The sequence below is a fragment of the Hwanghaeella sp. LZ110 genome (genome assembly GCF_048892525.1).
GTDB lineage: Bacteria > Pseudomonadota > Alphaproteobacteria > UBA8366 > Aestuariispiraceae > Pacificispira.
The window spans coordinates 257,899-283,543 of sequence record NZ_JBLZHT010000005.1 but is presented as its reverse complement, the minus strand read 5'-3'; the positions used below and the strand labels follow the sequence as shown (position 1 = coordinate 283,543).

Annotated in this window: 27 protein-coding genes; 18 read left to right on the top strand and 9 right to left on the bottom strand. The window is 55.2% G+C overall.

Annotated features, from left to right (window positions below):
• The first annotated feature begins 45 nt into the window (after positions 1-45).
• Genes obgE through rlmH form a run of 6 tightly spaced genes read left to right on the top strand, consistent with a single transcriptional unit; the run spans position 46 to position 5,216 of the window.
• Positions 46-1,134: a GTPase ObgE gene (gene obgE / locus ACOSDM_RS12555; protein ID WP_420724878.1), complete on the top strand. Its 1,089-nt coding sequence runs from the start codon at positions 46-48 to the stop codon at positions 1,132-1,134.
• Positions 1,135-1,158: 24 nt separating this feature from the next.
• Positions 1,159-2,319, top strand: a complete 1,161-nt coding sequence (gene proB, locus ACOSDM_RS12550) for a glutamate 5-kinase (RefSeq protein WP_420724877.1) — start codon at positions 1,159-1,161, stop codon at positions 2,317-2,319.
• 8 nt (positions 2,320-2,327) lie between these two features.
• Entirely contained in the window at positions 2,328-3,611 is a 1,284-nt protein-coding gene (locus ACOSDM_RS12545) for a glutamate-5-semialdehyde dehydrogenase (RefSeq protein WP_420724876.1), read from the top strand.
• Between the two features lie 39 nt (positions 3,612-3,650).
• Entirely contained in the window at positions 3,651-4,295 is a 645-nt protein-coding gene (locus ACOSDM_RS12540; protein WP_420724875.1) for a nicotinate-nucleotide adenylyltransferase, read from the top strand.
• Positions 4,288-4,719 (top strand): ribosome silencing factor, encoded by a 432-nt coding sequence (gene rsfS / locus ACOSDM_RS12535; protein ID WP_420724874.1) that lies wholly within the window; start codon positions 4,288-4,290, stop codon positions 4,717-4,719. The genes ACOSDM_RS12540 and rsfS overlap by 8 nt, the downstream gene beginning before the upstream one ends.
• 38 nt (positions 4,720-4,757) lie before the next feature.
• Entirely contained in the window at positions 4,758-5,216 is a 459-nt protein-coding gene (gene rlmH / locus ACOSDM_RS12530) for a 23S rRNA (pseudouridine(1915)-N(3))-methyltransferase RlmH (protein WP_420724873.1), read from the top strand.
• A gap of 25 nt (positions 5,217-5,241) precedes the next feature.
• On the opposite strand, the gene ACOSDM_RS12525 is transcribed toward rlmH, so the two are convergent.
• The 3 genes from ACOSDM_RS12525 to ettA all read right to left on the bottom strand — a co-directional run bounded on the left by ACOSDM_RS12525 (position 5,242) and on the right by ettA (position 7,681).
• Positions 5,242-5,583, bottom strand: coding sequence for a HigA family addiction module antitoxin (locus ACOSDM_RS12525; protein ID WP_420724872.1), 342 nt, complete (start codon positions 5,581-5,583; stop codon positions 5,242-5,244).
• A 9-nt stretch (positions 5,584-5,592) separates the two neighbouring features.
• Complete coding sequence (locus ACOSDM_RS12520; RefSeq protein ID WP_420724989.1) at positions 5,593-5,883, bottom strand: type II toxin-antitoxin system RelE/ParE family toxin; 291 nt, start codon at positions 5,881-5,883, stop codon at positions 5,593-5,595.
• A gap of 112 nt (positions 5,884-5,995) precedes the next feature.
• On the bottom strand, positions 5,996-7,681 hold the full coding sequence (ettA, locus tag ACOSDM_RS12515; protein WP_420724871.1) for an energy-dependent translational throttle protein EttA: 1,686 nt from the start codon (positions 7,679-7,681) through the stop codon (positions 5,996-5,998).
• Between the two features lie 241 nt (positions 7,682-7,922).
• Here ettA and ACOSDM_RS12510 point away from each other — a divergent pair, with 241 nt between their 5' ends.
• The 3 genes from ACOSDM_RS12510 (at position 7,923) to ACOSDM_RS12500 (ending at position 10,420) form a co-directional block, all read left to right on the top strand.
• Entirely contained in the window at positions 7,923-8,573 is a 651-nt protein-coding gene (locus ACOSDM_RS12510; RefSeq protein WP_420724870.1) for a hypothetical protein, read from the top strand.
• On the top strand, positions 8,570-9,319 hold the full coding sequence (locus ACOSDM_RS12505; protein WP_420724869.1) for a hypothetical protein: 750 nt from the start codon (positions 8,570-8,572) through the stop codon (positions 9,317-9,319). The genes ACOSDM_RS12510 and ACOSDM_RS12505 overlap by 4 nt, the downstream gene beginning before the upstream one ends.
• Before the next feature lie 108 nt (positions 9,320-9,427).
• The gene (locus ACOSDM_RS12500) at positions 9,428-10,420 is read left to right on the top strand and encodes a DMT family transporter (protein ID WP_420724868.1); all 993 of its coding nucleotides are present in this window, start codon (positions 9,428-9,430) and stop codon (positions 10,418-10,420) included.
• Here the strand turns inward: ACOSDM_RS12500 and ACOSDM_RS12495 are convergent.
• Positions 10,388-10,957, bottom strand: coding sequence for a DinB family protein (locus ACOSDM_RS12495; protein ID WP_420724867.1), 570 nt, complete (start codon positions 10,955-10,957; stop codon positions 10,388-10,390). The two genes, ACOSDM_RS12500 and ACOSDM_RS12495, sit on opposite strands and share 33 nt — an antisense overlap.
• A 78-nt stretch (positions 10,958-11,035) precedes the next feature.
• On the opposite strand from ACOSDM_RS12495, the gene hspQ reads away from it, so the two are divergent.
• From hspQ to ACOSDM_RS12460, 7 genes are all read left to right on the top strand, one after another.
• Positions 11,036-11,455, top strand: coding sequence for a heat shock protein HspQ (gene hspQ, locus ACOSDM_RS12490; protein ID WP_420724866.1), 420 nt, complete (start codon positions 11,036-11,038; stop codon positions 11,453-11,455).
• Positions 11,456-11,474: 19 nt separating this feature from the next.
• Complete coding sequence (locus ACOSDM_RS12485; protein ID WP_420724865.1) at positions 11,475-13,088, top strand: acyl-CoA synthetase; 1,614 nt, start codon at positions 11,475-11,477, stop codon at positions 13,086-13,088.
• An 81-nt stretch (positions 13,089-13,169) separates the two neighbouring features.
• A complete protein-coding gene (locus tag ACOSDM_RS12480) occupies positions 13,170-13,904 on the top strand; it encodes a tetratricopeptide repeat protein (protein ID WP_420724864.1) in 735 nt (244 codons plus the stop codon).
• Between the two features lie 258 nt (positions 13,905-14,162).
• Positions 14,163-14,852, top strand: a complete 690-nt coding sequence (locus ACOSDM_RS12475) for a corrinoid protein (RefSeq protein WP_420724863.1) — start codon at positions 14,163-14,165, stop codon at positions 14,850-14,852.
• Positions 14,853-14,929: 77 nt separating this feature from the next.
• Complete coding sequence (locus ACOSDM_RS12470) at positions 14,930-15,598, top strand: DUF1638 domain-containing protein (RefSeq protein WP_420724862.1); 669 nt, start codon at positions 14,930-14,932, stop codon at positions 15,596-15,598.
• A gap of 12 nt (positions 15,599-15,610) precedes the next feature.
• The gene (locus tag ACOSDM_RS12465; protein ID WP_420724861.1) at positions 15,611-15,913 is read left to right on the top strand and encodes a virulence factor; all 303 of its coding nucleotides are present in this window, start codon (positions 15,611-15,613) and stop codon (positions 15,911-15,913) included.
• 257 nt (positions 15,914-16,170) lie between these two features.
• Entirely contained in the window at positions 16,171-17,010 is an 840-nt protein-coding gene (locus ACOSDM_RS12460) for a hypothetical protein (protein WP_420724860.1), read from the top strand.
• 1 nt (position 17,011) lies between these two features.
• Here the strand turns inward: ACOSDM_RS12460 and ACOSDM_RS12455 are convergent, their stop codons facing one another.
• The 3 genes from ACOSDM_RS12455 to ACOSDM_RS12445 form a co-directional block, all read right to left on the bottom strand.
• Positions 17,012-17,866, bottom strand: a complete 855-nt coding sequence (locus ACOSDM_RS12455; protein ID WP_420724859.1) for a D-amino-acid transaminase — start codon at positions 17,864-17,866, stop codon at positions 17,012-17,014.
• A 67-nt stretch (positions 17,867-17,933) separates the two neighbouring features.
• Positions 17,934-18,422, bottom strand: coding sequence for a GNAT family N-acetyltransferase (locus ACOSDM_RS12450; protein ID WP_420724858.1), 489 nt, complete (start codon positions 18,420-18,422; stop codon positions 17,934-17,936).
• Positions 18,419-21,967 carry an indolepyruvate ferredoxin oxidoreductase family protein gene (locus ACOSDM_RS12445; RefSeq protein WP_420724857.1) on the bottom strand — a complete coding sequence of 1,183 codons (3,549 nt, stop codon included), beginning with the start codon at positions 21,965-21,967 and terminating at the stop codon, positions 18,419-18,421. The genes ACOSDM_RS12450 and ACOSDM_RS12445 overlap by 4 nt, the downstream gene beginning before the upstream one ends.
• 231 nt (positions 21,968-22,198) lie before the next feature.
• Here ACOSDM_RS12445 and dcd point away from each other — a divergent pair, with 231 nt between their 5' ends.
• Both dcd and ACOSDM_RS12435 read left to right on the top strand, forming a co-directional pair.
• On the top strand, positions 22,199-22,777 hold the full coding sequence (dcd, locus tag ACOSDM_RS12440; RefSeq protein WP_420724856.1) for a dCTP deaminase: 579 nt from the start codon (positions 22,199-22,201) through the stop codon (positions 22,775-22,777).
• Between the two features lie 85 nt (positions 22,778-22,862).
• Entirely contained in the window at positions 22,863-23,843 is a 981-nt protein-coding gene (locus tag ACOSDM_RS12435; RefSeq protein WP_420724855.1) for an NAD-dependent epimerase/dehydratase family protein, read from the top strand.
• Here the strand turns inward: ACOSDM_RS12435 and ACOSDM_RS12430 are convergent.
• On the bottom strand, positions 23,840-24,670 hold the full coding sequence (locus ACOSDM_RS12430) for a LuxR C-terminal-related transcriptional regulator (protein WP_420724854.1): 831 nt from the start codon (positions 24,668-24,670) through the stop codon (positions 23,840-23,842). The two genes, ACOSDM_RS12435 and ACOSDM_RS12430, sit on opposite strands and share 4 nt — an antisense overlap.
• Before the next feature lie 50 nt (positions 24,671-24,720).
• Positions 24,721-25,641 carry a methylenetetrahydrofolate reductase gene (locus ACOSDM_RS12425; RefSeq protein WP_420724853.1) on the bottom strand — a complete coding sequence of 307 codons (921 nt, stop codon included), beginning with the start codon at positions 25,639-25,641 and terminating at the stop codon, positions 24,721-24,723.
• Positions 25,642-25,645: the final 4 nt, after the last annotated feature.

Genomic DNA, 25,645 nt, shown 5'->3' with positions numbered 1-25,645 from the left:
CCGTTTCCCCCATTTTGGGGTCCCGTTGATCGGAAGTGACGAGACATGAAATTTCTGGATGAAGCCAAAATTTTTATACGCTCCGGCAATGGTGGCGCGGGCTGCGTATCGTTTCGGCGCGAGAAATTCGTTGAATTCGGCGGTCCCGATGGCGGGGATGGCGGTCGCGGTGCCGATGTTATTGCCGAGGCGGTGGATGGCCTGAACACGCTGATCGATTATCGCTATCAACAGCATTTCAAGGGCAAGACGGGCCAGCACGGTATGGGCGACAATCGCACCGGACGCAGCGCTGATTCTGTCATCATGCGCCTGCCGGTGGGTACACAGGTCTTTGCGGAAGACAAGGAAACCCTGTTGGCGGATCTGACAGAGGTGGGCCAGAAAGCCATCTTGGCGCGGGGCGGCATGGGGGGGCGGGGCAATGCCACGTTCAAATCCTCCACCAATCAGGCCCCCCGGCGCTCTGATCCGGGCGAAGAGGGTGAGGAACGGTGGGTCTGGCTGCGCCTGAAGCTGATCGCGGATGCCGGTCTGGTCGGGCTGCCCAATGCGGGCAAGTCTACGTTTTTAAGTGCCGTCAGTCGGGCGCGCCCAAAGATCGCTGATTATCCCTTCACCACCCTGCATCCTCAACTGGGTGTGGTCGGCGTGGATTCCCATGAATTCGTGATCGCTGATATTCCGGGCCTGATCGAAGGGGCCCATGAAGGACAGGGGCTGGGGGATCGCTTTCTGGGCCATATAGAGCGGTGCCGGGTGTTGTTGCATCTGATCGACGGGGTTGAGGATAAGGTCGTAGACTCCTATCAGACGATCCGGGGCGAATTGGAAGCCTATGGCAATGGTCTGGCTGACAAGCCGGAAATCGTTGCGATCAATAAGGCGGATGCCTCGATCCCTGAATTGATGGATGAACAGGTTGCGGCTTTGCGCAAAGTGACAAAATCTCCGATCCTGATCTTGTCGGGTGCAGCGGGAATGGGTGTTGTGCCGGCCTTGCGGGCAATCTGGAAAGTGGTTGAGCCCTATCGCCTGGAAGAGGCTGCCCGGCGGGAGCGGGAGGCAGAGGCCGCTGCGGCGAAGATGGAACAAACCACGCGTTATATCACCGATGAATGGACCCCTGTTTGAGGTCAGAAACAAGCGAGTAAGGCCATGGCGTTCGCCGAATCCAAACGGGTGATTATCAAGATCGGGTCCGCCTTGCTGGTCGATGGGACGGGGGCGATCCGTCAATCCTGGCTGGAAACACTGGCATCCGATATCGCGGAATTTCGCCGCGCCGGGCAAGAGGTGCTGATCGTATCGTCCGGCTCTATCGCGGTGGGGCGTCATTTGCTGGGCCTTAAGAATGGCACTTTGAAACTGGAGGAAAAGCAGGCCGCCGCGGCGACCGGGCAAATTCGCCTGGCCCATGCCTATCAGGAAGCACTGGCGCGGTTTGACATCAAAGTCGCGCAGATCCTGTTGACGCCATCCGATACCGAGGAACGCCGCCGACATCTCAATGCCCGCGCAACCCTGCTGCAATTGTTGAAACTGGGCGTTGTGCCGGTCATCAATGAGAACGACACCGTGGCCACCAGCGAAATTCGCTATGGTGACAATGATCGGCTGGCCGCCCGGGTGGCAACCATGGCCAGTGCGGATCTGCTGGTGCTGTTGTCGGATATTGACGGGCTTTACACTGCGGATCCCAGGAAGACAAAGACGGCGCAACATATCCCGGAAATCCGTGCTATTACGCCAGAGATTGAAGCGATGGCGGGGGATGCGGTTCCCGGCGTGTCGACCGGTGGCATGATTACCAAGCTGGATGCGGCCAAAATCGCGCTGGCGGGGGGATGCCGCATGGCAATTGCTCTGGGGCATAAGGATCATGCACTGAAAGCCCTGGCAGAAGGCGCGCGGGCAAGCTGGTTCATTCCATCCGACCAACCGGTCACGGCCCGGAAACGCTGGATTTCCGGTACATTGAAGCCGGTGGGCGAGGTTATCGTCGATGCAGGCGCTTTGGCGGCACTGGGGCGGGGCAAGAGTTTGCTGCCAGCAGGGGTGCGCGCCGTGTCCGGCAATTTTGAGCGGGGCGACGCGGTGCTGATCAAAGGACCGGATGGTCGGATCGTGGGTAAGGGGCTGTCGGCCTATTCCTCAGACGATGCCACCCGGATCGCTGGCTTGCAGTCATCGGAAATTCGAACGGTGCTGGATTTTGATGGACGACCGGAGCTGATTCACAGGGATGACATGTCCCTGGATCAATCAGAATTACCGGTTGCGGGGAATCAAGCGCCAGGCTTAGAGTCGATTGGATAGGATGTGAGATGATGGACGGTGTAGACATCATAGACGGCGATGCCCGCGCAGAATTGAAGGCCATGGCACAGCGTGCCCGCACGGCCTGTCATGCGCTGGGCCTTGCCACGTCAGATGCCCGCAGGGATGGCTTGCATCAGGGCGCTGGGGTCATCCGCGCGCGCATGGATGACATTGCCCAGGCGAATGCCAGTGATATGGCCTATGGGGCAGAAAAAAACCTGAGCCCGGCAATGATGGATCGCCTGTTGCTGACGCAAGACCGGATCGAGGCAATGGCGGCAGGCGTGGAGGCCGTTGCGGATTTGCCCGATCCAGTCGGCCAGGTTCTTCAGTCATGGGATCGCCCCAATGGCTTACAGATCGATCGTGTGCGAACACCACTGGGCGTGATCGGGGTGATTTATGAAAGCCGCCCGAATGTCACGGCGGATGCTGGCGCCTTGTGCGTTAAGGCCGGTAATGCGGTGATCTTGCGGGGTGGATCAGAAAGCTTTCATTCCGCAGGGGTCATTGCAGACTGTCTGCGCCAGGGGCTGGCCGCGGCGGACCTTCCACAGGATGCTGTGCAGATTGCGCAAAGCCGCGACCGCGCCTTTGTCGGTGCTATGCTGGGGGCCAGTGGCCTGATCGATGTCATCATCCCACGCGGTGGGCGCAATTTGATTGAACGGGTGATGGCGGATGCCCGCGTGCCGGTCTTTGCCCATCTGGAAGGGCTGGTTCATCTGTATATCCATGCCAATGCGGATCTGGATAAAGCCATCGCCCTGGCGGTGAATGGCAAGATGCGGCGTACCGGGATATGCGGCGCGACGGAAACGCTGCTGATTGATCGGGCGATCGCCCCGACCTTACTGCCGCGCCTGACCGAGGCCCTGACCAAGGCTGGTTGTGCCTTGCGCGGGGATGCAGAGGCAATTGCCCTGATGCCGGTTATTGTGCCTGCCACGGAGGAAGATTGGTCGACGGAATATTTGGACGCGATCCTGTCGATCCGTGTGGTCGATGGGTTGGATGCGGCAATGGCGCATATCGCGCAATATGGCTCCGACCATACCGATTGCATTGTAACCGAGGATACCGAGGCGGCTGAGCGGTTCTTGCGGGAGGTGGATTCCGCGATTGTGATGCATAATGCCTCAACCCAATTCGCTGATGGGGGGGAGTTTGGCATGGGGGCTGAAATCGGCATTTCCACCGGGCGCATGCATGCCAGGGGGCCGGTGGGGGCGGAACAGTTGACCAGTTTCAAATACCAGGTACGGGGCACCGGGCAGGTTCGCCCGTGACGGTGCGGGCTGTTGCGAAATCTTCGGTTCGGATGTGCCATGGGTAAATTCCGCACCACCAGTCTGGTCAGCCGCAATCGGCGCATGACCGTTGGTCTTCTGGGCGGATCTTTCAATCCCGCGCATGAAGGTCATTTGCATATCTCCCGCGAGGCGTTGAAACGTCTGAACCTGGATCAGGTCTGGTGGATGGTGTCGCCCCAGAACCCACTGAAATCCGAATCAGGCATGGCCGGATTTGAAGACAGGCTTCAATCAGCCAAGGCGATGGCGCGTGATCCCCGGATTCGCGTGACAGATATCGAACGCCGACTGGGCACGCGACAAACCGCAGACACTCTGGGTAAGCTCACGAAAATGCTGCCGGAAATCCGGTTTGTGTGGCTGATGGGTGCAGACAACCTGTTGCAAATTCATCGCTGGTATCGATGGACTAAAATCTTCACAACGGTTCCCCTTGCCGTTTTTGCAAGACCTACGTATGATTCAAGGGCGTTGGCTGGGCAGGCGGCGGCTCGGTTTGCGCGGGCGTATCTACCGGATCGGTTTGCGCCCGGATTGGCGTATAGAGCGCCGCCAGCTTGGGTGTTTTTGGCGATACGCCGACATGCGGCCTCTGCGACCGCTATTCGGGAGTCTGGCGGGTTCCCTTCTTCGAACCAACCGGGTGAACCTGATGAATAGTCGACAGAGCAACCAAATCGTTGGCGGGCAACAGAAGGAGAAACCGAAGATCGCTAGTCTCATTGCGCAGGAACCGTATTCCGACCTCATGTTGGGATTAATCGAAACCTCATTGGATGACGACAAGGCTCAGGCCGTGACCGTCATCGAATTGCGCGGCAAATCGTCCATTGCTGATCACATGGTGATCGCCAGTGGTACATCCAGCCGCCAAGTGGTCTCCATGGCAGACCATCTTCTGGAAAAGCTGAAATCGTCTGGCGTCGAAGGTGCGCGGGTCGAAGGCATGAATCAGGGCGATTGGGTCCTGATCGATGCCGGCGACATTATTGTGCATCTGTTCCGTCCAGAAGTCCGCAGCTTCTATAATCTTGAGAAGATGTGGGGCGTGGAGATGCCGGAACCCATGAGCGCGAACGCCTGATCGGGCGCATCGCACAGGGATAGGCAGAAAGGGGTCCGATGCGGATACGCATCATCGCGGTCGGCCGCGCAAAGCGCGGTCCCGAGACGAGTCTTTTTGATGTCTATCGATCCCGGATCACCTGGCCCCTTGAACTCATAGAGGTTGAGGAAAAACGCCCCCTTCCCACCGATCAGCGGATCGCACGGGAAGACGAACTGATCCGGGCGAAAATCCCGGACGGGGCAACGATTGTAGCCCTGGATGAAACCGGTGATGACCTGACAAGCCGAAAACTCGCCGCAAAATTCCAGACATGGCAGGACAGCGGCACCAGCGATCTGGTGTTTCTGATCGGCGGGGCGGACGGCCTGTCAGACGGGTTACGCCAATCGGCCAGCCTGCTGATCCGCTTTGGCCGTGTCACCTGGCCCCATATGCTGGTCCGCCCCATGCTGGCCGAACAAATCTACCGCTGCCGCCAAATCCTGGACGGCCATCCCTATCATCGGGATTGAAAGAAAATCCGTCAAAAGGTGTCGATCAGCGCGGGGCCAGATACGCGTCAGGCAATGATTTCAATGATTGCTTATAAGGTGCGACAACAATGTTGGCTTCGCGTTTTCTCGCCTGCGCAATATCATAGCTGTTCTGCATTCTCATTAAAGTATCCATAGAAATCCCAAAGGCTTTTTCGAAGCGTAATGCCATCTCAGGAGACAGATGAGCGCGCTCGTTCAACAGGGCAGATAAGGTCGGACGGGTTACCCCCAAAATATGCGATGCCGTCGTAACAGACAGCTCTAATGGCTCCAGCACTTCATGTTTAAGAAATCCGCCTGGATGGGATGGTGCTTTCAGTCGGATGCTTTCAGAAGTCGTCATGGTGCTCTCCTAGTGATAATCTTCATAATCAAGGTCGATGATTTCGACTTCGAATTGATCAATTTTGAATGTCAGTCGCCAATTTCTTGTGACGGTCAAACTCCAGGTGCCTTTTCGAGCACCTGTGAGTATGTGTGCACGCCAGCTTGGGATCGCTTTAAGTTCTTCAACGCTGTTCATATCTTGCAGAAAGGAAATCATGCGTCGGAGCTTTGGAACGATGTCATTTGGCAGACCAGACAAATCATCCTTTAGAATGAACCGACGTAATCCTTTATGCAGAACGTTTCTGATCTTCATACCGAAGTATAGCAGCCAATCTGTATGCCGTAAAGTTACACGCGACATTATGGTGTCAAACTTTAACTTCACCGATGAAACGATGTGATGCGGTTGAGGTTAAACCTGCAGTTTAACGCTCCATCCGGCGGTATTTGATGCGGTGGGGCTGGTCGGCCTCGACGCCCAGGCGGCGTTTGCGGTCGGCTTCGTAGTCTTCGTAGTTGCCTTCAAAGAACACGATTTCGCTGTCACCTTCATAGGCTAGGATATGGGTGCACAGGCGATCCAGGAACCAGCGATCGTGGCTGATGACCACGGCACAGCCGGGGAAGGTCATCAGGGCGTCTTCCAATGCGCGCAGAGTATCAACGTCCAGATCGTTCGTCGGCTCATCGAGCAGCAGGACATTTGCGCCGGTCTTCAGCATGCGGGCCAGATGGACGCGGTTGCGCTCCCCACCCGACAGTTGGCCGACCTTCTTCTGCTGATCGGCGCCTTTGAAGTTGAACGACCCGACATAGCCGCGCGATGCGACCTTGCGCTTGCCCAGTTCGATCATATCCATGCCGTCGGAGATTTCTTCCCAGACATTCTTATTGTCGTGCAGCACGTCGCGGTTCTGATCGACATAGCCCAGTTTCACGGTCTCCCCCAAACGGATAGAACCCGCATCGGGTTTTTCCTGGCCGGTGATCATGCGGAACAGGGTGGTTTTACCCGCCCCGTTTGGCCCGACGATCCCGACGATCCCGCCCGGTGGCAGTTTGAAGCTGAGGCCATCCATCAGGACCTTGCCGTCATAGGATTTGCACAGACCTTCCGCTTCAATCACGACACCGCCCAGGCGCGGGCCCGGCGGGATGATGATCTGTGCCGTGGTATTGGCCTTTTCGGCCTCTTCCGCTTCGCGCACCAAATCGTCATAGGCGGAGATACGCGCCTTGGATTTCGTCTGGCGACCCCGGGCAGAGGCGCTGACCCATTCCCGCTCTTGCGCGATGTTGCGCAGGCGGGCTTCCTGTTCCCGGCCTTCCTGTTGCAGACGCTTTTGCTTCTGTTCCAGCCAGGAGGAATAGTTGCCTTCATAAGGAATGCCGCGACCGCGATCCAATTCCAGGATCCAGCCGGTGACATTGTCCAGGAAGTAGCGATCGTGGGTGACCATCACCACGGTGCCTGCATAGTCCGCCAGGAAGCGCTGCAGCCAGGCAACGCTTTCCGCATCCAGGTGGTTGGTCGGTTCGTCCAGCAGCAGCATATCAGGCCCGCTGAGCAACAGGCGACAAAGCGCAACGCGGCGGCGTTCCCCCCCGGACAGATTCTTGACCCCCCAATCGCCCGGCGGGCAGCGCAGCGCGTCCATCGCGACCTCAACCCGCGCATCCAGGTCCCAGGCATCAGCGGCGTCGATCTTTTCCTGTAATTCTGACTGTTCACCGATCAGCGTCATCATCTCATCATCGTCGGTGACTTCGCCCAATTTCATGGAGACTTCGTTAAAGCGATCCACCACAGCCTTTAGCTCAGCCAGGCCTTCCATGGCGTTTTCTGCGACGGTCTTGTTCTCGTCCAGATGCGGTTCCTGTGCCAGGTAACCGATCTTGACCCCATCGGCGCACCAGGCTTCGCCGGTATATTCCGTATCAACGCCGGCCATGATCTTCAGCAGCGTGGATTTCCCAGCCCCGTTATAGCCCAGTACCCCGATCTTCGCGCCTGGCAGAAACTGTAGCGTGATTTCGCGCAGCACTTCTTTGCCGCCCGGATAGGCCTTGCCCAGATTGTGCATGCCGAAAACATATTGGTACGAGGCCATGGCGGTCCTGCTCCTTAAGCAAATGATGCAACGAAATACCGCCAGCCGGGGCGGCGAGAGGGTTTTAGCGGAGTTGAGCCGGTAGGGCAATGACGGCATCAGGCAATCCTGATGCATTCTGGTTTATGTAAAAAAAATATAACTATTAATGGTTTCAAGCAAAAAATTCGCCTTTTTACTGCAAAACCGTCCCGTCTCGATATACAACTCTTGGTCTATCCTGGTTTTTCGGAATGGCCGAATGACCAGAACTCTACAGGAGGGCATTATTATGAGTAACCGTATAAATAGTTCCGATGATTCTATTACAATCAAGGTTGCCTCAACGATTGAGGACCTGATCGCCTGTCAACGAATTCGATCAGCGTGCTTTATGAGTGGCGACGAACCGGAACCATATTCGGAACAGTTCGATGGGAATGACTTTTCGGCGGCAACGCATTTATTGGCTTGTCGAAATGGCGCACCCGTCGGTAGTATGCGTATACGCATCCTGAATGGGGGTGAAGGAACTGAGGCAACCTGGGAAAAGCTTTCTGTGCTGCCCAGTGAAAGAGGTGCCCTGGCCATCCTGAACTCAATCGCTCAGGCCGCGGTGCAGTATTCGGTGTTTAAAGGAATTACGACCATTAGAGGTTTGGTGCGAGACCCACGGATCATGAAGTTCTGGAAGCGCACTGTGAATGGCGTAATCACCAATGAGCCGCCGGTTGTTTATGAGGGACGGGAATATCGTCATATCCTCATCGACCTGCGTCCTTATTGGACACCATGCGAACGATTGACATTGGAGAAGATCGAACATGAGATTTTCGCCAAACATTTGTCAGAACGTCGCCGCGCATTGGCATCAGAGCGCGTGGAAGAAAGAATGAGGCAACGCGTCGCATGATACGTTCGGAACAACTCTTAAGAGAGTTGGAAAAGACAGTCGACCCGTCTGACGTAGAACTTGTTCTGCGTCGGGCGGGGGCGACCCATATGTTCTGGCAAACCTGGGATCCAGATACGGTCTATACGTGGGAACGTGTGCCGCCTGGATTCTTTTCCATGTATTATGGTCTGGACTCCGACCGCTTTTGCGCCATTGCCAACGCCATGCGGGCGGGCTGGATATGCTATACATTTGGTCAGGCCCGCGCAGAGCTGGGCAACAGTTCCGATAGCAAAGACGCTGAAAAGATCTGGAATAACTTCAATATGTATGACGGCATCTGCATTTTGCAGGGTTTTGGCGGCCGTCGTTCCTTGTTGACGATGGCGGTTACCGGCAATGCGGAACGACTGTTGCGTCAGTATCATGTTGTATTTTCGGCGGCCGCCGCGCGGCTGGATGAATTGTTGGCGGCAGATCTGGACTCCCTGTTCCGGGCACCACGGGCGCGGGGTCTGCTGTCTCCGGCAGAAGAGGCCACCGTACAGGCGCAGATTGATCACCCGCATTTAACCGTTCGCCAACAGGCCGGTCTTTTAAACGTCTCGGTTCGGACATTGGAAAAGCGGCACGCGGATATCGCCAAGAAGCTGGGCGTTTCATCCTTCCCCGGCGCTATTGTCATCGCTCTGGATCATGGCCGGATTGGTGCACTATCATCCGATACCCTTGATGAGGCAGACAAGCGTGGAAATACTGTTTAGATATTTTTGTTTTAATACTGTAGTGTCTTCCCATCCGATTTATCCTTGTTATCCACCGCACTGAAAACCTCTCTCCTTAAGACGCATCATTTTCAGGATCATGTACTCATGCCTAACGTCGAACCGCCAGCCACGGCAGGGCGCAATATTGGCCTAGCGGCGCCACGAGCCGAACAAGGCAATGTTCTGTTTGCCGCTGCCTGGATGATGGGGGCTTTGGCTTCGTTTGCAGCCATGGCGATTGCGGGGCGCGAAATATCGCGGGAATTGGATACGTTCCAGTTGATGTTTTTCCGCAGTATGATCGGACTTTTGCTGGTTGTTGGGATCAGTGGCTTCTTGCCCGGCGGATTGCGTAGCTTCAAAACACAACGCTTCAAACTGCATGTTTTCCGGAATCTGTTCCATTTCGCGGGTCAGTTTGCCTGGTTTTATTCTATCACCATGATTTCTCTAGCAGAGGTCTTTGCTCTGGAGTTCACGTCACCGATCTGGGTCGCAATTCTGGCGCCTCTTGCTTTAAAGGAACACATGACCAAGGGTCGTGCTTTGGCCGTTTTTCTTGGGTTTGTGGGTGTAATGATTGTGTTGCGACCCGGTTTGGCGGAGTTCGGTCCAGGCCATATCGCGATGCTGGTTGGGGCATTGGCATTTGCCACAAGCATGCTAACGACAAAGAAGCTCAGTGCGACGGAATCCCCGCTGACCATTCTGTTCTGGATGGTGGTTATCCAGGCCCCTATGGGATTGATCGGATCCCTTAGTCATTTTGTCCTCCCAAGCATGACGACAACAATATGGCTATTTGTCGTGGGGCTTTGCGGGTTTAGCGCGCATTACTGTATCGCTCAGTCGTTTCGGTGGGCCGACGCGACCGTGGTCGCGCCGATGGATTTTTTCCGCTTACCGCTCATCGCGGTGGTGGGCATGTTGTTTTACAATGAGGTTTTTGATCCGTTTGTCTTGTTGGGGGGCGTAGTGATCCTGACCGGCAATTACCTAAACATCCGTCATGAGCAAAAAAGGGTCGCCCTGGCAGGCGCGGCCCCGGTGCTTGACCCGACGGCATCAGTTGATGGCGTCGATCATCCACCCCGATAGGTTCTGTGCATCGACTTCCGCCATTCGGCTTTCACGATCCATTCGCAGGATAAATTCATCCAATTGCGGCGGTGCGATGGATGTCTGGCTCAACATATCGTGAATCTGCCCACGGTGATGCGTGCCATGGGCCAGAACATGCTGAAGGATCGCCCAGATCGGCTCCACAACCCGCCCCCAACGCTGTGTCTCATGCAACAGGATTTCCTGCTCCAGATCGTCATCCGATAACCCGCCGATATAGGCGCGCATCGCATCATCAGTTTCGCGTTGTGTCTTAATCAGGGCGTCCCTAGTGCCATAGGTTACGCCATCATCCCCAGTCGGGGGAAGGGGGGTGCCCCCCAGCCGTGACAGATAGCGCTGGTCGGTTGTGACAATGTGATCAAAGGTCCCGTGGATTGACCCGAAAAAGCTGGGGCGTGCGGCGAAATATTCGGAGTCATCCAGGCGCAGACAGGCCTGCATCAGGCGTTGATTCGCCAGAAAATGATTGGCTGCCTGCACATGCAGCAATCCCAACACATTTATCGCCATTTGTTGTCCCTATCGGCCATTCACTTGATTTGATTTATCCTAGTGCGAATGTAATATGACATCAAAGGATGCCATGACATGCAAAAAAGTGACGACGATATGAGGACTGGTTCAGATAGGATGGGACCGCCGCCGGGACCACAGAATGAGTCTGAAAGCTCTGTTTATAAAGGGGTTGCACTCTTTCGGATCGGGGATGCGGTTCAGCACCGGAAATTCGGTTTCCAGGGTGTTATTTTTGATGTCGACCCGCAATTTGCAAATTCAGACGAGTGGTATGAGTCCATCCCGGAAGAGTCACGTCCGCGGAAAGATCAGCCATTCTACCATCTCTTTGCGGTGAATCCTGCGGATATGTCGCCCTATATTGCCTATGTCTCCCAACAGAATCTAGTTCCTCTGCCTGATGGGCAGGAAGTCGCTCATCCCCAGTTGGAAGATTACTTTGCGGGCCGCCAGAATGGTCGCTGGGTCGTTCGCAACGATCGCATAAATTGACCCGCAGGGTGGATCTTCTATGCTGAGCTCAGCGACACGGTATGAAGATGTCGTGGCTAAGTTCTCTTGGCAAATCCCGCAGTATTATAACATCGGGGTCGATATATCCGATCGGCAGAATCCAAATGATTTAGCGATTCTGTTCCGTGATTATGATGATCAGGTGCGGGAATACACGTTCGGGGACTTATCCCGGCTCAGCAACCGCTTTGCGAATGTCCTGATCGCTCATGGCCTGAAGCGGGAAGATCGTGTCGGTATCTTGCTGCCACAAGCTCCAGAAACGGCTGTTTCGCACATTGCCGCCTATAAGGCCGCGCTTATAGCGGTACCACTGTTTATCTTATTCGGGGAAGAGGCGTTGGAATATCGCCTGGCCAGTTGTGGGGCGCGGGCTGTGGTCACGGATGCAACAGGTTTGCCGAAAATTCTGGCAATCCGGGATCAGTTGCCGGAATTGCGGGTGATATTCTGTATCGATGGCCCCTTGGCGGGGGCTGTGGATTTTCATGATGCATTGGCCCGAGCCTCTGATCGGTTCACACCGGTCAAGACGGCAGCGGATGACCCGGCGATCATTATTTTTACCTCTGGTACGACCGGTCAGCCCAAAGGGGCCTTGCATGCGCACCGTGTCCTGCTGGGGCATCTGCCGGGCGTTGAATTTCCCCATGATTTCTTTCCCCAGAAAGGAGATCGCTTCTGGACTCCGGCGGATTGGGCCTGGATTGGGGGGCTGATCGATGTGCTGTTGCCCAGTCTGCATCACGGCATCCCCGTATTGGCGTATCGGGCGCGTAAATTTGATCCGGAAGAAGCGTTTCATATTCTGGCGCGGTTTGGCATTCGCAATGCCTTTATGCCACCGACGGCCCTGAAGATGATGCGCCAGGTTGAAACGCCGCGAGACCGGTTCCGCTATAAAATACGCTCCATTGGATCAGGGGGTGAAACGCTGGGGGCGGAACTGCTGGAATGGGGTCGCGAGACGTTCGATCTGACAATCAACGAATTCTATGGTCAGACAGAATGTAATCTGGTGATCGGCAATTGCGGGGCCTGTATGCCGGTGCGTCCTGGCTATATGGGGCGTGCCGTGCCGGGACATGATGTCGGAATTGTTGATGATTCGGGCAATCCGGTGCCGGTGGGAGAGGTTGGTAATATCGCGGTTCGAAGCCCGGACCCTGTTATGTTTCTGCGTTATTGGGACAATCCCAAGGCAACGGCGGAGAAATTTGCAGGCGATTGGTTGCTGACCGGGGATACCGGCAGTTTGGATGATCAGGGATATTTTCGCTATATCGGGCGCAATGATGATGTGATCACCACGTCAGGCTATCGTGTCGGTCCGGGTGAAATAGAAGATTGCCTGATGCGCCATCCCGCCGTTGCGCTGGCTGCCGCTGTTGGGATACCAGATCCTTTGCGCACCGAGGTCGTTAAGGCATTTATCGTATTGCGCAGTGGGTATGTGCAAAGCGATTCTTTGATTGAAGAGATACAGGCCTTTGTGAAGACCCGTCTGGCGGCACATGAATATCCACGGCATGTCGCTTTTGTCGACAGTTTGCCCATGACTACGACGGGCAAGATCATGCGCCGGGAATTAAGAAAACAGGTGGGACAATGACAACACTGTTTGTTTCATACGGTATCGACGAATTCTTGGAATCCGCATAGGGTCATCGTCTTGCAACGGGGGCAATTTAGTATGGCGGTTGGTTTTGGGGAAAGAATGGCGATATCCGCAGGCTTACTGGGCCTGTGCCTGATCATGCCCTTGGCGATGATTGGCTTCCAATCCGGGCAGGCTTTCGCCCAATCTGAAACAGCGCAGCAAGATGTCGCGCCGACCTTTATTGTGGATCGATATCGCGCAAAGGCGGACGCCGGGGATACGGGCGCACAATTCCGCCTGGCCATTTTGTTTGAGCGTGGTGCTGTGACCGGTTCGCCCGATTATGATCAGGCTGCAGTCTGGTTCGAACGTGCGGCTGCGGCGGGACATGGCCCCGCCCAGTTTAAGCGCGCACTGTATTATCAGGAAGGCTTGGGCGGGCAAAAAGATTTGTCCGCTGCTGCTGCGCTCTATCGGCAGGCGGCAGAGCAGGGTCTGGGGGAGGCACAGTTTAATCTTGCCCTCCTCCTGGCGGAAGGTCAGGGAGTTGCAAAGGACGTTTCAGGCGCAATTCGTTGGTACGAACAGGCGGCCTTTCGGGGTGTAACGCCGGCCATGCGCGCGCTTGGGCTGTTGTATATGGGCGGCGTCGCAAATACCCCTCAAGACCGGATAGAAGCCTGGGCATGGCTGACTTTGGCAACCGAAAACGGGGATACTAAAGCGGCAGGTCTGTTGCCAGATGTGACAGATGGTATGGATAAGACGTCTCTGGAAGAAGCATCCCGTCTGGCGGATGCCTATCGCCAATTGCGTCTGCGCCCTTGATTGACGCCCCTGATTAACCCCCTGATTAATTCCCCGGCTCGAACGTCGCAAATACACGGATTTTGGCGCTATTTCAGCAACCGATCTTGTTCAGTGGCGTTGGCAGGTCGGTCCATTTTTTGTATTGTCGTCGCAAGGATAAATCTTGTCGCGCGGGTGTGAGCCTGGAATCTGGCTGGATTTAGCGTATGGCGAATGAAAACCAGTAATGGGGCGAGACGAAATTCGCCCCATTTGCCTTAAAAGGGATAGATCAAAATGGCCGATGATGGGGATCTAGATCTTCGTTCTCTGGACGATCAGGAATTGGTCGAGCAGATGTGGGACGATTTGTATGATGGTCTTGCGGATGAAATCACAGACGCAACAAACATCCTGCTGGAACGCGGATGGGCACCTTATAAGATCCTGACCGAGGCTTTGGTCGAAGGGATGCGGATTGTTGGGATTGATTTCCGCGATGGTATCCTGTTCGTACCAGAAGTGCTGATGGCGGCCAATTCCATGAAGGCCGGGATGAATATCCTGCGCCCCTTATTGGCGGAAACAGGCGCTCCTCCGCAGGGTAAAATGGTGATTGGCACGGTGAAGGGCGATATTCATGATATCGGCAAGAACCTTGTGTCGATGATGATGGAAGGTGCGGGCTTTGAAGTGATCGATTTGGGTATCAACAATCCAGTCGAAAAATACCTCGCTGCCCTGGAAGAGCATAAGCCCGACATTCTGGGCATGTCCGCCCTGTTGACCACGACGATGCCCTATATGAAGGTCGTGATTGATACGATGAAGGAACAGGGCATTCGCGACGATTACAAAATCCTCGTCGGCGGGGCGCCCTTGAATGAAGAATTCGCGCGGGAAATTGGCGCTGATTCCTATTGCCGGGATGCCGCCGTGGCGGTGGAGACGGCAAAGGAAGTGATGGTTCGCAAGAACAATCAGTAGATTCATCAGCCGCCTCCCCTAGGACGCCTGTTACTGTTGATTCGTTTTGGCGGCAGAACGGGCAAGGAATGGACCGGATGAATCAAACACTGGATCAAAATATTCCGGCGCCCGATGCGGCGCCGGAATATGGTCTGGAAAAGGCCAATATTCTGATCATTGCCTGCGGCGCTCTGGCGCGGGAGATTCTGGATATTATCCGCCTGAACGATTGGCGGCATGTCGCCGTCACATGTCTTCCCGCCAAATTGCATAATACACCGCAGAAGATACCCGACCTCCTGAGGGCGAAAATTCGGGAACATCACAATGATTATCAGGCGATCTTTGTTGCCTATGCGGATTGTGGAACGGGTGGCAAATTAGACGATGTTGTCCGCCAGGAAGGGGCGACCCGGATTCCTGGACCTCATTGTTATTCCTTCTTTGCCGGGGCCGATGCTTTCGATGCCATGGCAGATGCGGAATTGGGGACGTTTTACCTGACGGACTATCTGGCGCGGCATTTTGAAACTTTGATTCTGGAGGGGATGGGCCTGCGCAAGTATCCACAAATGCGTGACATGTTGTTTGCGAATTATACACGCCTGATGTATCTGGCTCAGACGGAGGATCCGATTCTGGAGGATAAGGCGCGCCAGGCGGCGCAGGCTCTGTCTCTGAAGTTTGAGATGCGCCGGACCGGCTATGGAGAATTGGCGGATTTTATGATGGCATCCGTAAATGATGCCCCGATTAAACAATAAAGGATGGTATAGATGGCCCAGTTAATTGTTGTGTATTGGCGTGATATTCCTGCCCAGGTGATCGCGAAAAAGGGCCGTCGCGATCAGGTGAAAATCGTCCTGGCAGAACGGTTTGAAAAGGCGATTGATCGTGCCGCCATGCGGGGCGGTGCCCGGTCCACAGACGACTATCTGGCAGAATGGCGCAAGGCTGACCCGGTTGAAGTATCAGATGATCTGGAAGCGGAGGCGCGTAAGGTTGCAGATGCGCTGGAAGCGGAATTTGACGAGGCACGCCTGAAAGAATTGGTCGAAAAAGGCGGTATGGCGGAATGATAGCACTGCGCCGGGTGAAGGTGCAGGACAAGGCCATTTGGTTATTTTCCGATGAGATTTAAGTAAAATATAGGTAAAAAGAATAAAAAGTTTAACAGTATTTGAATCTATATTCGGAAACCTTACTCAATATAACGAAATAATATCAATGGTTTAGGTCTCTGGCAGGATTCGGTTTTTGCCTATGTTTATCTTATCTTGTTGAGATTCTTGATTTTCATCCCGATTCGACCAATCTTTAAAGGATGAAATATTCGTTGTCTCAATTTTGCGCGGACCGTGCGCCTGTAATCCTCGCCGGAATGTTTCTGGTGGGGGCGTTGGTCTTGTATGCGCGCCCGGCTGTTTCGGAGTCGGTGTTTGAGGCTCCGTTTGAACCCGCACAATGTGGCGAACGCCTAAATCGCTTGTATGACGGCGACTTCGAACAGTTTTGGAACTATATACTGCGTCAGGGTTATACTGGCGCACCGGAATTTGCATGGTCTACACCTGAATTGGCTGGAGAGACACCGGAAGCATGGCGCCAGCGCGCCTATCAATGTGTCTTGGAAGTCGAACGCGCCAATCATCATGATGACAGCCCGGAAACACGATATGCGGTAGGTTATTTCCTATGGTTCGGTACGACCTCCCTGGGGTATGAGAAAGATCCTGACGGACAGCCGGGCGTGCGGGAGCGGGGTTATCGCCTGTTGTCGAATACTGCGGCCGAAGGCTACAGGCCCGCAATGGAAACCATCATTCAGGTTCATCTGGAAATGGTACAATCTGTTGATCAGCGCATCGCCTATGCCGCCCGCGCGGGCAAGACAGTTACCTTGCCGGATTGGTGGCCGGATCGGGATCGACTTATCCTGTCCCTGGACCGGGCTGCGAAATCGGGTTTCAGTTCGGCCTATCTGGCGATATCGTCAATTTATTCAGAGCGCGCCCTGTTGGTCGGTGCAACAGGCCATGACCATAATGGAAAGCGCGCGACGTCTCCGGATCCGCGTTTGATCTCTGCCGCGAAGGCCTATCGTAAGGCATGGGAGGAGAACCGAACCGCGCCGGTTACGCCAGCGCCCACCCCGGCCCCCAGCCCAGCGTCCTAGCCTAGCTGGCGCTTGCTTTCGCAGCCTCGATATACATCTTGCGCAGTTTAAGGGCGATTGGACCCGGAACGCCCGTACCAATCTTATGGTCGTCGATTTTTACCACTGGCATAACAAAGCTGGAAGCAGATGTGATGAACGCCTCTGTGGCCTCATAGGCTTCCTGCTGTGTGAAGGGGCGAATCTCAACTGTCAGCTTTTCCTTTTCCGCCAGGTCCAGAATAACGCGCCGGGTAATGCCATGCAGAATGTCATTGGACAGATTGCGGGTGATCAGGGTTCCATCCTGGGTAACGATGAAGGCGTTGTTTGAACTTCCTTCCGTCACAAAGCCATTTTCAACCTGCCAGGCATCATTGGCACCGGCGTCGATGGCGGCCATCTTTGCCATGCTGGAGGCCAGCAATTGCACGGTTTTGATATCGCGGCGATGCCAGCGAATATCCGGCACTGTAATGACCGAAATCCCCGTCTTGGCGGTGGGAACATCTACAATTTTCTTTGACTGGCTGAACATCACCAGGGATGGTTTTACCCCCTTCGGAAAAACGAAATCCCGATCCGCCGCGCCGCGCGTGATCTGCCAATAGACGGCCCCTTCCGTCACCTGATTGCGGCGGATGATTTCACGCTGGATTTCCAGAAGTTCTTCCTTGGTACAGGGCCAATCCATCTTAAGTTCGGATAAGGAACGTTCCAGTCGGGCGATATGGGCGGCATTGTCGATCAACTTCCCGTCCAGCACAGATGAAACCTCGTAAACGCCATCACCCATTAGAAAACCACGGTCAAAGACAGAGATTTTAGCTTCTTCTTCGGGGAGGTACTCGCCGTTTACATAGACGATCCGGGACATCGACTGCTCCTGTTTTAAGATTGGATACCAACGTCTGCTATAGATAGGACCGGGCAGCGTCAAGCGGTCAGGAAATTTCCCGCTTCATCTGAACTTCATTGGGTCGAAATCCTCGCTTTGCATAGGCTGCACCGGCGCGATCATTTCCAACCATATAGCTCAACATAAGGATCTTCAGTCCCAGGGCTTTGAAATGCGCCTCGGCCATTGCGATCATATCATCCAGCACGGTTCCACCGCGATGATCCGGCTCGATCCACAAATCATTGATATAGCCGACCCGGCTTTCGGATGGATACAGATACTCTCCCGGAAAGGTCTCAACGGAACAAACCATCATCCCAACAGGCAGGCCGCCCTGTGTCTCTGCCAGTGCCACTAGCCCGTCATTCTGTTGCGCATCCAGGATCTGATAGCGCATATGAGGGTCCGCGCCATCGGCAGCCGTTTGACGGGCCGGATCGATGGCGTGTTCCAAATCATGCAGATGACCCATAAACCGTATCAGCGCAGGCAGATCGTCTGGCAGAACGGCCTTTCTAACGATCACCGTCATTCGGCAGCTTGCGGCGCCTGGGCACTGCTGGGATCACGGAATTGCGCCATCAGTTTGGCTTCCGTGTCTTTTGCCAATTTCACGTGGCGTTCCTTGACATGACCATAGCCGCGGATGTGTTCCGGTATCTCCGCCAGTTCAATCGCCGTATCATAATTTGACGCAGATAATCCGGCGATGATGTCACCGATCATGGTTTCATAGTCGGTGATCAGGCGGCGTTCCATTTTACGCTCTTCACTATAGCCGAAGATATCCAATGGGGTCCCCCGCAAGCCCTTCAGCTTTGCCAACAGGCCAAAGGCAGACATCATCCAGGGGCCATATTCCCGTTTTTTCAATTCGCCCGTATTAGGGTCCCGTTCCGCAAACAGCGGCGGGGCGAGGTGGAACTTCAGCTTAAAGTCCCCTTCAAACCGCTCCCGCACGGATTTCATGAATTTGCCATTGGTAAACAGGCGGGCGACCTCATATTCATCCTTGATCGCCAGCAGTTTATAATAATAGCGCGCCACCGCTATCGCCAGGCTGCCATCGGCCCGACCAACGCGGCCTTCTGCCGTCACGACTTTATCAACCAGGTCCTTATAGCGCCGGGCCAGGCTGTCATTCTGATAATCCTTCAAGGCGGCGATGCGCTTGGCAACGATGTCTTCCAGACTGGTGGCGATGGAGTCATCCTGCTTCGGCGCGGCGGTGGAGGCCTCTGCCTTATCCACCATTTTCAAAACCGCTTTCGGGTCGTGGGCCATGCGACGGCCCCAAAGGAAGGCCCGCATATTCGCTTTCACGGCGATACCATTCAACTCAATCGCCTTTTCCAGTGCCGCACGGGAGACCGGGATCAACCCCATCTGGAAGGCAACGCCCAGCATGAAGGGATTGGTTGCGATACTGTCGCCCATCAAAGCCTCAGCAACCTTTGTGCCTGGCAGGAAATGGGACGCGTCTGCGCCCAGATTATCGCGGATGATCTGTTCCATCTCGCTGGCCGGGAATTGCCAGTCGGGATTGCGGGTGAAATCCCCGGTGATGGAGGCTTGGGTATTCACGACGGCCACAGTTGATCCGCGTTCAGCCTTTGCCATCGCATCAGCGCCAGAGGCGACAACGATATCACAGCCCAGGATCAAATCAGCACCCCCCGCGGCAATGCGGACGGCCTTGATGTCTTCCGGGGATTTCGCCAGTCGGATATGGCTGGTGACCGGGCCACCCTTCTGCGCCAGGCCCGCCATATCCAACACGGAACAGCCGGCCCCTTCTAAATGCGCGGCCATGCCCAGCAGGGCCCCAATGGTCACAACCCCTGTGCCGCCAACACCGGTCAGCAGGATGTCCCAGGGTTTATCTGTCAGGGGACGGATGGTGGGTTCGGGTAAGGCCTCAAACACATCGGCAACACCGGCTGCCTGGGCTGATCCAGCATCGGCCCCCTTGCCCTTTCGCAAGCTGCCACCATGCACGGTCACGAAGGAGGGGCAGAAGCCATCGACACAAGAATAGTCTTTGTTGCAACTGGACTGGTCGATCTCTCGTTTGCGGCCGAATTCGGTTTCCTTCGGCACCACCGACAGGCAGTTGGATTTTACGGAGCAATCGCCACAGCCTTCGCATACGGCCTCGTTGATAAAGGCGCGTTTGGCGGGATCAGGATACAGGCCGCGCTTGCGGCGACGGCGCTTTTCTGCGGCACAGGTCTGGTCATAGATGATCACTGTGCATCCGGGGGTTTCACGGAATTCCTTTTGCAGGGTGGTCAATTCGCTGCGGTGATGCACCGTTGTGCCCGGCGGGAAGTAGCCAGGCGTGGTGCCATATTTCTCCGGCTCGTCAGAGACGACAGCCAGGCGCGCGATTTTTTCTGAGGCAACCTGTTGCGCCATGGTTGGGACATCGATGGGCCCATCATGGGGCTGGCCCCCGGTCATGGCGACGGCATCGTTGAACAGGATTTTGTAAGTGATATTGGCACCAGACGATACCGCCGCGCGGATCGCCAGCAGTCCGGAATGGAAATAGGTCCCATCACCAAGATTGACGAAGACGTGTTTTTCGCTGGTGAAGGGGGCCTGACCGATCCAGGTCATGCCTTCGCCCCCCATCTGGGTGAAGCTTTGGGTATTGCGATCCATCCACAGCGCCATGTAGTGACAGCCAATCCCAGCTAAAGCACGGCTGCCTTCTGGCACCTTGGTGGAGGTATTATGGGGACAACCGGAGCAGAAATAAGGAACGCGCTTGGTACCGCCCTTAGTCTCCGACAGGGATTTTTCTTTCGCGGTTAAGAATCCTAAACGATTTTTGAAATGCTCATTGGAATCTACAGTCGCATTGCCGCCGGGCAGTTTCTTAAGGCGGTCCACCAGCACGCGAGCGATTCCAGCAGGAGTTAATTCCCCATATGACGGAAGCTGCAATTCTCGCTGATCGTTAAATTTACCAACCACCCGGGGCCGCACATCTTCGCGCCAGTTATAAAGTTGCTCTTTAAGTTGGTTTTCGATCACGGCGCGCTTTTCTTCGACAACCAGAATTTCTTCCAGCCCTTCGGCGAAATGGCGAATGCCTTCGCGCTCCAGCGGCCAGGGCATACCCACCTTATAAATTACGATCCCCAGCTTCTCGGCGAATGCCTCATCGATATGCAGGTCTTCCAGGGCCTGCATCACGTCCAAATAGCTCTTGCCTGTCGTGACGATACCCAGGCGGCGGTTCTTGCTGGGCCAGACCTGATAGTTCAGCCCATTTGCCCGCACATAGGCCAGCGCGGCATATAGGCGATATTTATGCAGCAGTTCTTCTTCCTGCAGCGGTTGATGGATGGAGGCGCGAATGTTCAGGCCGCCTTCCGGCATATCAAAATCTTCAGGGATTTTACACTGGACGCGATGCGGGTCGACATAGACGGATGCCGATGTATCAACCGTATCAGCCAGTGTTTTGAAGGCGACCCAGACCCCGGCATAGCGCGACATCGCCCAGCCATGCAGGCCCATATCCAGAAATTCTTGCACATTGGCGGGGTGCAGAACGGGGATCATGGCGTCCATGAAGGCATATTCAGTCTGGTGGGCGGTGGTTGACGATTTGCAGGTATGGTCATCCCCCGCCAGGGCCAATACGCCGCCATGGGCAGCGGTCCCAGCCAGATTTGCATGGCGGAAAACATCGCCTGATCGGTCGACGCCGGGCCCCTTGCCATACCAGATGGAAAACACGCCATCGACTTCCGCGCCGGGATACAGGCCAACCTGCTGCGTGCCCCAGACAGCGGTTGCGGCCAGGTCTTCGTTCACGCCCGCTTTGAAATGAATGTTGCTCTTTTCCAAGAATTTCCGGGCCCGCCACAGCTGTTGGTCAAAGCCGCCAAGGGGCGATCCGCGATAGCCGGAGATGAAACAGCCCGTGTTAAGTCCGGCAGCCTGGTCTCGTAAACGCTGCATCAGCGGCAGGCGAACCAGCGCCTGCGTCCCGGTCAGGAAGACCCGACCCTGTTCCAGCGTGTATTTATCGTCCAGTTGTACATCTGCCAATTCGGCCATGGTGAGCCTCTCCCATAAAGAGCCCGGATGCTCATTCTTTATGATGAGTATGGGGCCGGTCTGAATGCATCACAAGACTGCTGTCCTGTGAGATATTTTATTCTTGATTGGATTTAGGTTAGCATTACTGACCTAAATTTTCAACTGTCTTGCTTTCCCTTGCGGGCTGTTGTCGAATCGCGGCGCATGAAGGACAGAATAAGCATGAAACACGGGGATTGAGGACGCATCATGAAGTTATCCGACCGGGATATCCTGCAACGAATTGCTGATAAGTCGATTGAGATAGAGCCGTCTGAGAATGTTCGGTTCGGCCCGGTTTCCATTGACCTGACGCTGGATGATCGTTTCCTGTATTTCAAGCATGAACAGATCTCTGTCATCGATGTCGATAAAGGATTGGGCGGCAAGGGGTTAGGGGACAAGGACCCGATGACCGAATATGCCGTTCCACAGGGCGATGCCTTTATCCTGCAGCCCAAGGCCTTCGCGCTGGGGGCCACGCGGGAGCGGGTCAAAATTCCAGATGATCTGGTCGGCTGGCTGGATGGTCGGTCCAGTCTGGCGCGCATCGGGTTGATGGTCCATGCCACGGCCCACACGCTTGAGCCAGGTTGGAATGGCGTTATCACGCTGGAATTTTTTAATGCGGGCAATGTGGCGCTGGCGCTGAGACCTGGCATGCGGGTCTGTGCCGTCAGCTTTGAACCTCTGACCTCGCCAGCCCTTAATCCCTATGATCGCAAGGAAGGCGCAAAATACGTCAATCAGTCCGGTCCTGTTGCCAGTCGCGTCGGGTCTGATACCTGATCTAAATTTCAGGGTGCATCGAAGCGCGTAACCCGGTATACGACGCCCACAGTTGAAACCCCTTTTCTTTTGGAAGAACGACACAATGACCGTGCTAGTAACGGGTGCCGCTGGCTTCATCGGAATGACCCTGTCCCAACAGTTATTGGCGCGGGGAGAGACAGTCATTGGTGTCGACGATCTGAATGATTATTACGATCCGGCGCTCAAACAGGCCCGGCTGGCAACCTTGGCGGACAAGCCGGGATTTACGTTCCAGAAGCTGGACATCGCTGATACGGATGATGTTCTGGCATTGAATGACCCGGCATTGAAGATTGACCGTATCGTCAATCTGGCGGCTCAGGCGGGGGTTCGGTACTCCCTGAAAAATCCCTATGCCTATGTTCGATCAAATCTGCTGGGCCATTTGAATGTGATGGAATTGGCGCGCAACATCGACGGCTTCCGGCATATGGTCTATGCGTCCTCCTCTTCTGTCTATGGCGGCAATACCAAGGTGCCGTTTTCCGTCGATGACCGCACGGATACGCCGGTTTCATTGTATGCCGCGACCAAGCGCTCCGACGAGTTGATGAGCCATTCTTACAGCCACCTGTATGATATCCCAATGACGGGCCTGCGATTCTTTACGGTTTATGGTCCCTGGGGTCGACCCGATATGGCCGCCTGGATCTTTGTGGAGAAGATGCTGCGGGGGGAGAAGATCCCAGTTTTCAACAATGGCGATATGATGCGCGATTTCACCTATGTGGATGATATCGTCGCTGGCGTTATGGCCGTGCTGGACGGACCGCCGGTGCGGGGCAATCAATTGGCAGCCCACCGCGTCTATAACATCGGCAACAACCGCTCAGAACCCCTGATGCGGATGATCTCCGTTCTGGAATCCGCGCTGGGTATCAAGGCAGATATCGATTTCCAGCCGATGCAGCCGGGCGATGTGCAAAAGACCTATGCCGATATCGACGCCATCGCCAATGATTTCGGCTATGCCCCGACAACCCCCATAGATGTCGGCCTGCCGAAATTTGTTACCTGGTTCAAGCAGTATCACGGGCTTTAGGCTGCAGGCGGCACCAGGATTCGCAACCGGTCCAGCAATAGCGTGAACAGTTCCGCCTGAGAGGATATCGCCAGCTTGCTATAGGCATTCTTGCGGTGGATTTTAACGGTACCGGGGCTGATGCCCAAATGCAGCGCGATGGAGTCGGTGGAGTGACCGCGCAGGATAAAGGCCACGACCTCTGACTCGCGCCGGCTTAAGACATCCTGGCCAACTGCGTTCATCGCGGCTTCGATCGGATGCACCGGGTCAAGCCCAGGTCTGTTTTCGCCATTCCGTCGTGTTTCAAATTCCTTGTACAGCGGCATCCAGTTATGGGCACCCAAGGCGCTGACAGCGGGGGCGATATCATTCAACAGCGCCAGGTCCTCAGGCGTGAAGCGCTGGGCCGTGCCCCGTTTCGTGATGCTCAGGACTGCTGTCACACCGTCTGGCAACCCCATGAAGAAGCCAACTTCGTCAATGATCCCGGTTCGGATGTAGTGTCGTTTGAAATATTCGGTCTCAAAGAACCGGTCTGGCGCGATGTCGGACAGTCGCGCCAGACCAGTCACCCGCCCGCTCAGAACTTCAGTAAAATACGGATCCAACAGATAGGGGCCGGTGATATAGCCTCCCATGATGATCAATGCCTCATCTGAGGAGGCGACATCGGTATACGCCGCCAGGGGTCTCTCTTCCCCGCGATAGACAAACAGCATGACGTTATCAAAGGGAACCAGAGCGCGGATCGCCTGGGTCAGGCGCGGACCAAAGTCTGGCGTTCCCAGAGCGACAATAGCACGGCCCAGGGCATTGTTCCATTGTGCGAGGATCGAGTCTTCCATCGCGACCGGACACCCCCAAAGTACTATGAATGCAGATAAAACGGGTTGGCTTATTCCACCGCGTAGTCTGTCTTGAATCCACCCTTTTTGGTCAGTTCAATCTTGCCATCTTGAATGGCATACAGCCAGGCAGAGGATTTCTTCAGGCCGCCCAGGGGATACAGATGGGCCTGGATGATGCCGCAATTGGGATCGGTTGCCTTGTATAGGGCCAGATCGCGGACCAGTTTGTCGGGTTCGCTGACGCTCATCAGTTTGGCGACATTTCGGGCTTGTTTGGCGATGAAGCGCATGGAATTGCCGATGCCGCAGGCTTGGGCATGTTTCATCAGGGTCTTGATCGTCGCCAATCCTGGAATGCCGATATGGATCGGCAATGTGTTGCCCTCTGCGCGGATCTGCCGGTCCCATTGAATCAGCGGTTCTGCCTCAAAACAGAATTGTGTCGCGATATAGAAATCAATCGGGCTTTGGGCGGCATAGGCGTTCTTGTCCAGCAGGGCGCGGATGACTTCGGCGGGCTTAATGTCTGGGCTGCCTTCCGGATGACCGGCAATTCCCAGATGCGTGATGCCATATTTCTCAAACAGGCCCAGTCGCAGGATTTCCATGGATTCGCTGAATTCCCCGACAGGGTTGTCGACGCCGCCGCCGATCAGCAGGGCTTCTTCGACACCGGTTTCTTCCGTCAGCATCTTCAGGTTTTCTTCAAAGAATGCTTTCGTGGGGATGGAGCGGGCGGCGAAATGGGGAACCGGGCGCATGCCCTGTTCTTTCAGCTTTTTGACCGTGACCACAGTATCGCGGAAGTCTGATCCTGGCAGGAAGGTTACATAGACGATCTGATCCGGGCGCAGGACGGCGCGGAAATCATCAATCTTCGCGGCCCCTCCTGGCGTTACCTCCAGCGTGCAGGTGCTCATGAAGTTTACGATCTGATCAACCTCAGTCATGGTGATGGTCTCCGACATGGCG

Excerpts from the sequence above, each read along its gene's own strand:
- ACOSDM_RS12435 (WP_420724855.1), top strand. The coding sequence starts at position 22,863 with ATGACCGTGCTAGTAACGGGTGCCGCTGGCTTCATCGGAATGACCCTG.
- obgE (WP_420724878.1), top strand. The coding sequence starts at position 46 with ATGAAATTTCTGGATGAAGCCAAAATTTTTATACGCTCCGGCAATGGT.
- ACOSDM_RS12545 (WP_420724876.1), top strand. The coding sequence starts at position 2,328 with ATGATGGACGGTGTAGACATCATAGACGGCGATGCCCGCGCAGAATTG.
- ACOSDM_RS12470 (WP_420724862.1), top strand. The coding sequence starts at position 14,930 with ATGAATCAAACACTGGATCAAAATATTCCGGCGCCCGATGCGGCGCCG.
- ACOSDM_RS12520 (WP_420724989.1), bottom strand. The coding sequence starts at position 5,883 with ATGAAGATCAGAAACGTTCTGCATAAAGGATTACGTCGGTTCATTCTA.
- ettA (WP_420724871.1), bottom strand. The coding sequence starts at position 7,681 with ATGGCCTCGTACCAATATGTTTTCGGCATGCACAATCTGGGCAAGGCC.
- ACOSDM_RS12505 (WP_420724869.1), top strand. The coding sequence starts at position 8,570 with ATGATACGTTCGGAACAACTCTTAAGAGAGTTGGAAAAGACAGTCGAC.
- ACOSDM_RS12510 (WP_420724870.1), top strand. The coding sequence starts at position 7,923 with ATGACCAGAACTCTACAGGAGGGCATTATTATGAGTAACCGTATAAAT.
- ACOSDM_RS12450 (WP_420724858.1), bottom strand. The coding sequence starts at position 18,422 with ATGACGGTGATCGTTAGAAAGGCCGTTCTGCCAGACGATCTGCCTGCG.
- rsfS (WP_420724874.1), top strand. The coding sequence starts at position 4,288 with ATGAATAGTCGACAGAGCAACCAAATCGTTGGCGGGCAACAGAAGGAG.
- ACOSDM_RS12485 (WP_420724865.1), top strand. The coding sequence starts at position 11,475 with ATGCTGAGCTCAGCGACACGGTATGAAGATGTCGTGGCTAAGTTCTCT.
- ACOSDM_RS12525 (WP_420724872.1), bottom strand. The coding sequence starts at position 5,583 with ATGACGACTTCTGAAAGCATCCGACTGAAAGCACCATCCCATCCAGGC.
- ACOSDM_RS12495 (WP_420724867.1), bottom strand. The coding sequence starts at position 10,957 with ATGGCGATAAATGTGTTGGGATTGCTGCATGTGCAGGCAGCCAATCAT.
- ACOSDM_RS12500 (WP_420724868.1), top strand. The coding sequence starts at position 9,428 with ATGCCTAACGTCGAACCGCCAGCCACGGCAGGGCGCAATATTGGCCTA.
- hspQ (WP_420724866.1), top strand. The coding sequence starts at position 11,036 with ATGCAAAAAAGTGACGACGATATGAGGACTGGTTCAGATAGGATGGGA.
- ACOSDM_RS12540 (WP_420724875.1), top strand. The coding sequence starts at position 3,651 with ATGGGTAAATTCCGCACCACCAGTCTGGTCAGCCGCAATCGGCGCATG.
- ACOSDM_RS12430 (WP_420724854.1), bottom strand. The coding sequence starts at position 24,670 with ATGGAAGACTCGATCCTCGCACAATGGAACAATGCCCTGGGCCGTGCT.
- dcd (WP_420724856.1), top strand. The coding sequence starts at position 22,199 with ATGAAGTTATCCGACCGGGATATCCTGCAACGAATTGCTGATAAGTCG.
- ACOSDM_RS12475 (WP_420724863.1), top strand. The coding sequence starts at position 14,163 with ATGGCCGATGATGGGGATCTAGATCTTCGTTCTCTGGACGATCAGGAA.
- ACOSDM_RS12445 (WP_420724857.1), bottom strand. The coding sequence starts at position 21,967 with ATGGCCGAATTGGCAGATGTACAACTGGACGATAAATACACGCTGGAA.
- rlmH (WP_420724873.1), top strand. The coding sequence starts at position 4,758 with ATGCGGATACGCATCATCGCGGTCGGCCGCGCAAAGCGCGGTCCCGAG.
- ACOSDM_RS12425 (WP_420724853.1), bottom strand. The coding sequence starts at position 25,641 with ATGTCGGAGACCATCACCATGACTGAGGTTGATCAGATCGTAAACTTC.
- ACOSDM_RS12465 (WP_420724861.1), top strand. The coding sequence starts at position 15,611 with ATGGCCCAGTTAATTGTTGTGTATTGGCGTGATATTCCTGCCCAGGTG.
- ACOSDM_RS12455 (WP_420724859.1), bottom strand. The coding sequence starts at position 17,866 with ATGTCCCGGATCGTCTATGTAAACGGCGAGTACCTCCCCGAAGAAGAA.
- ACOSDM_RS12480 (WP_420724864.1), top strand. The coding sequence starts at position 13,170 with ATGGCGGTTGGTTTTGGGGAAAGAATGGCGATATCCGCAGGCTTACTG.
- proB (WP_420724877.1), top strand. The coding sequence starts at position 1,159 with ATGGCGTTCGCCGAATCCAAACGGGTGATTATCAAGATCGGGTCCGCC.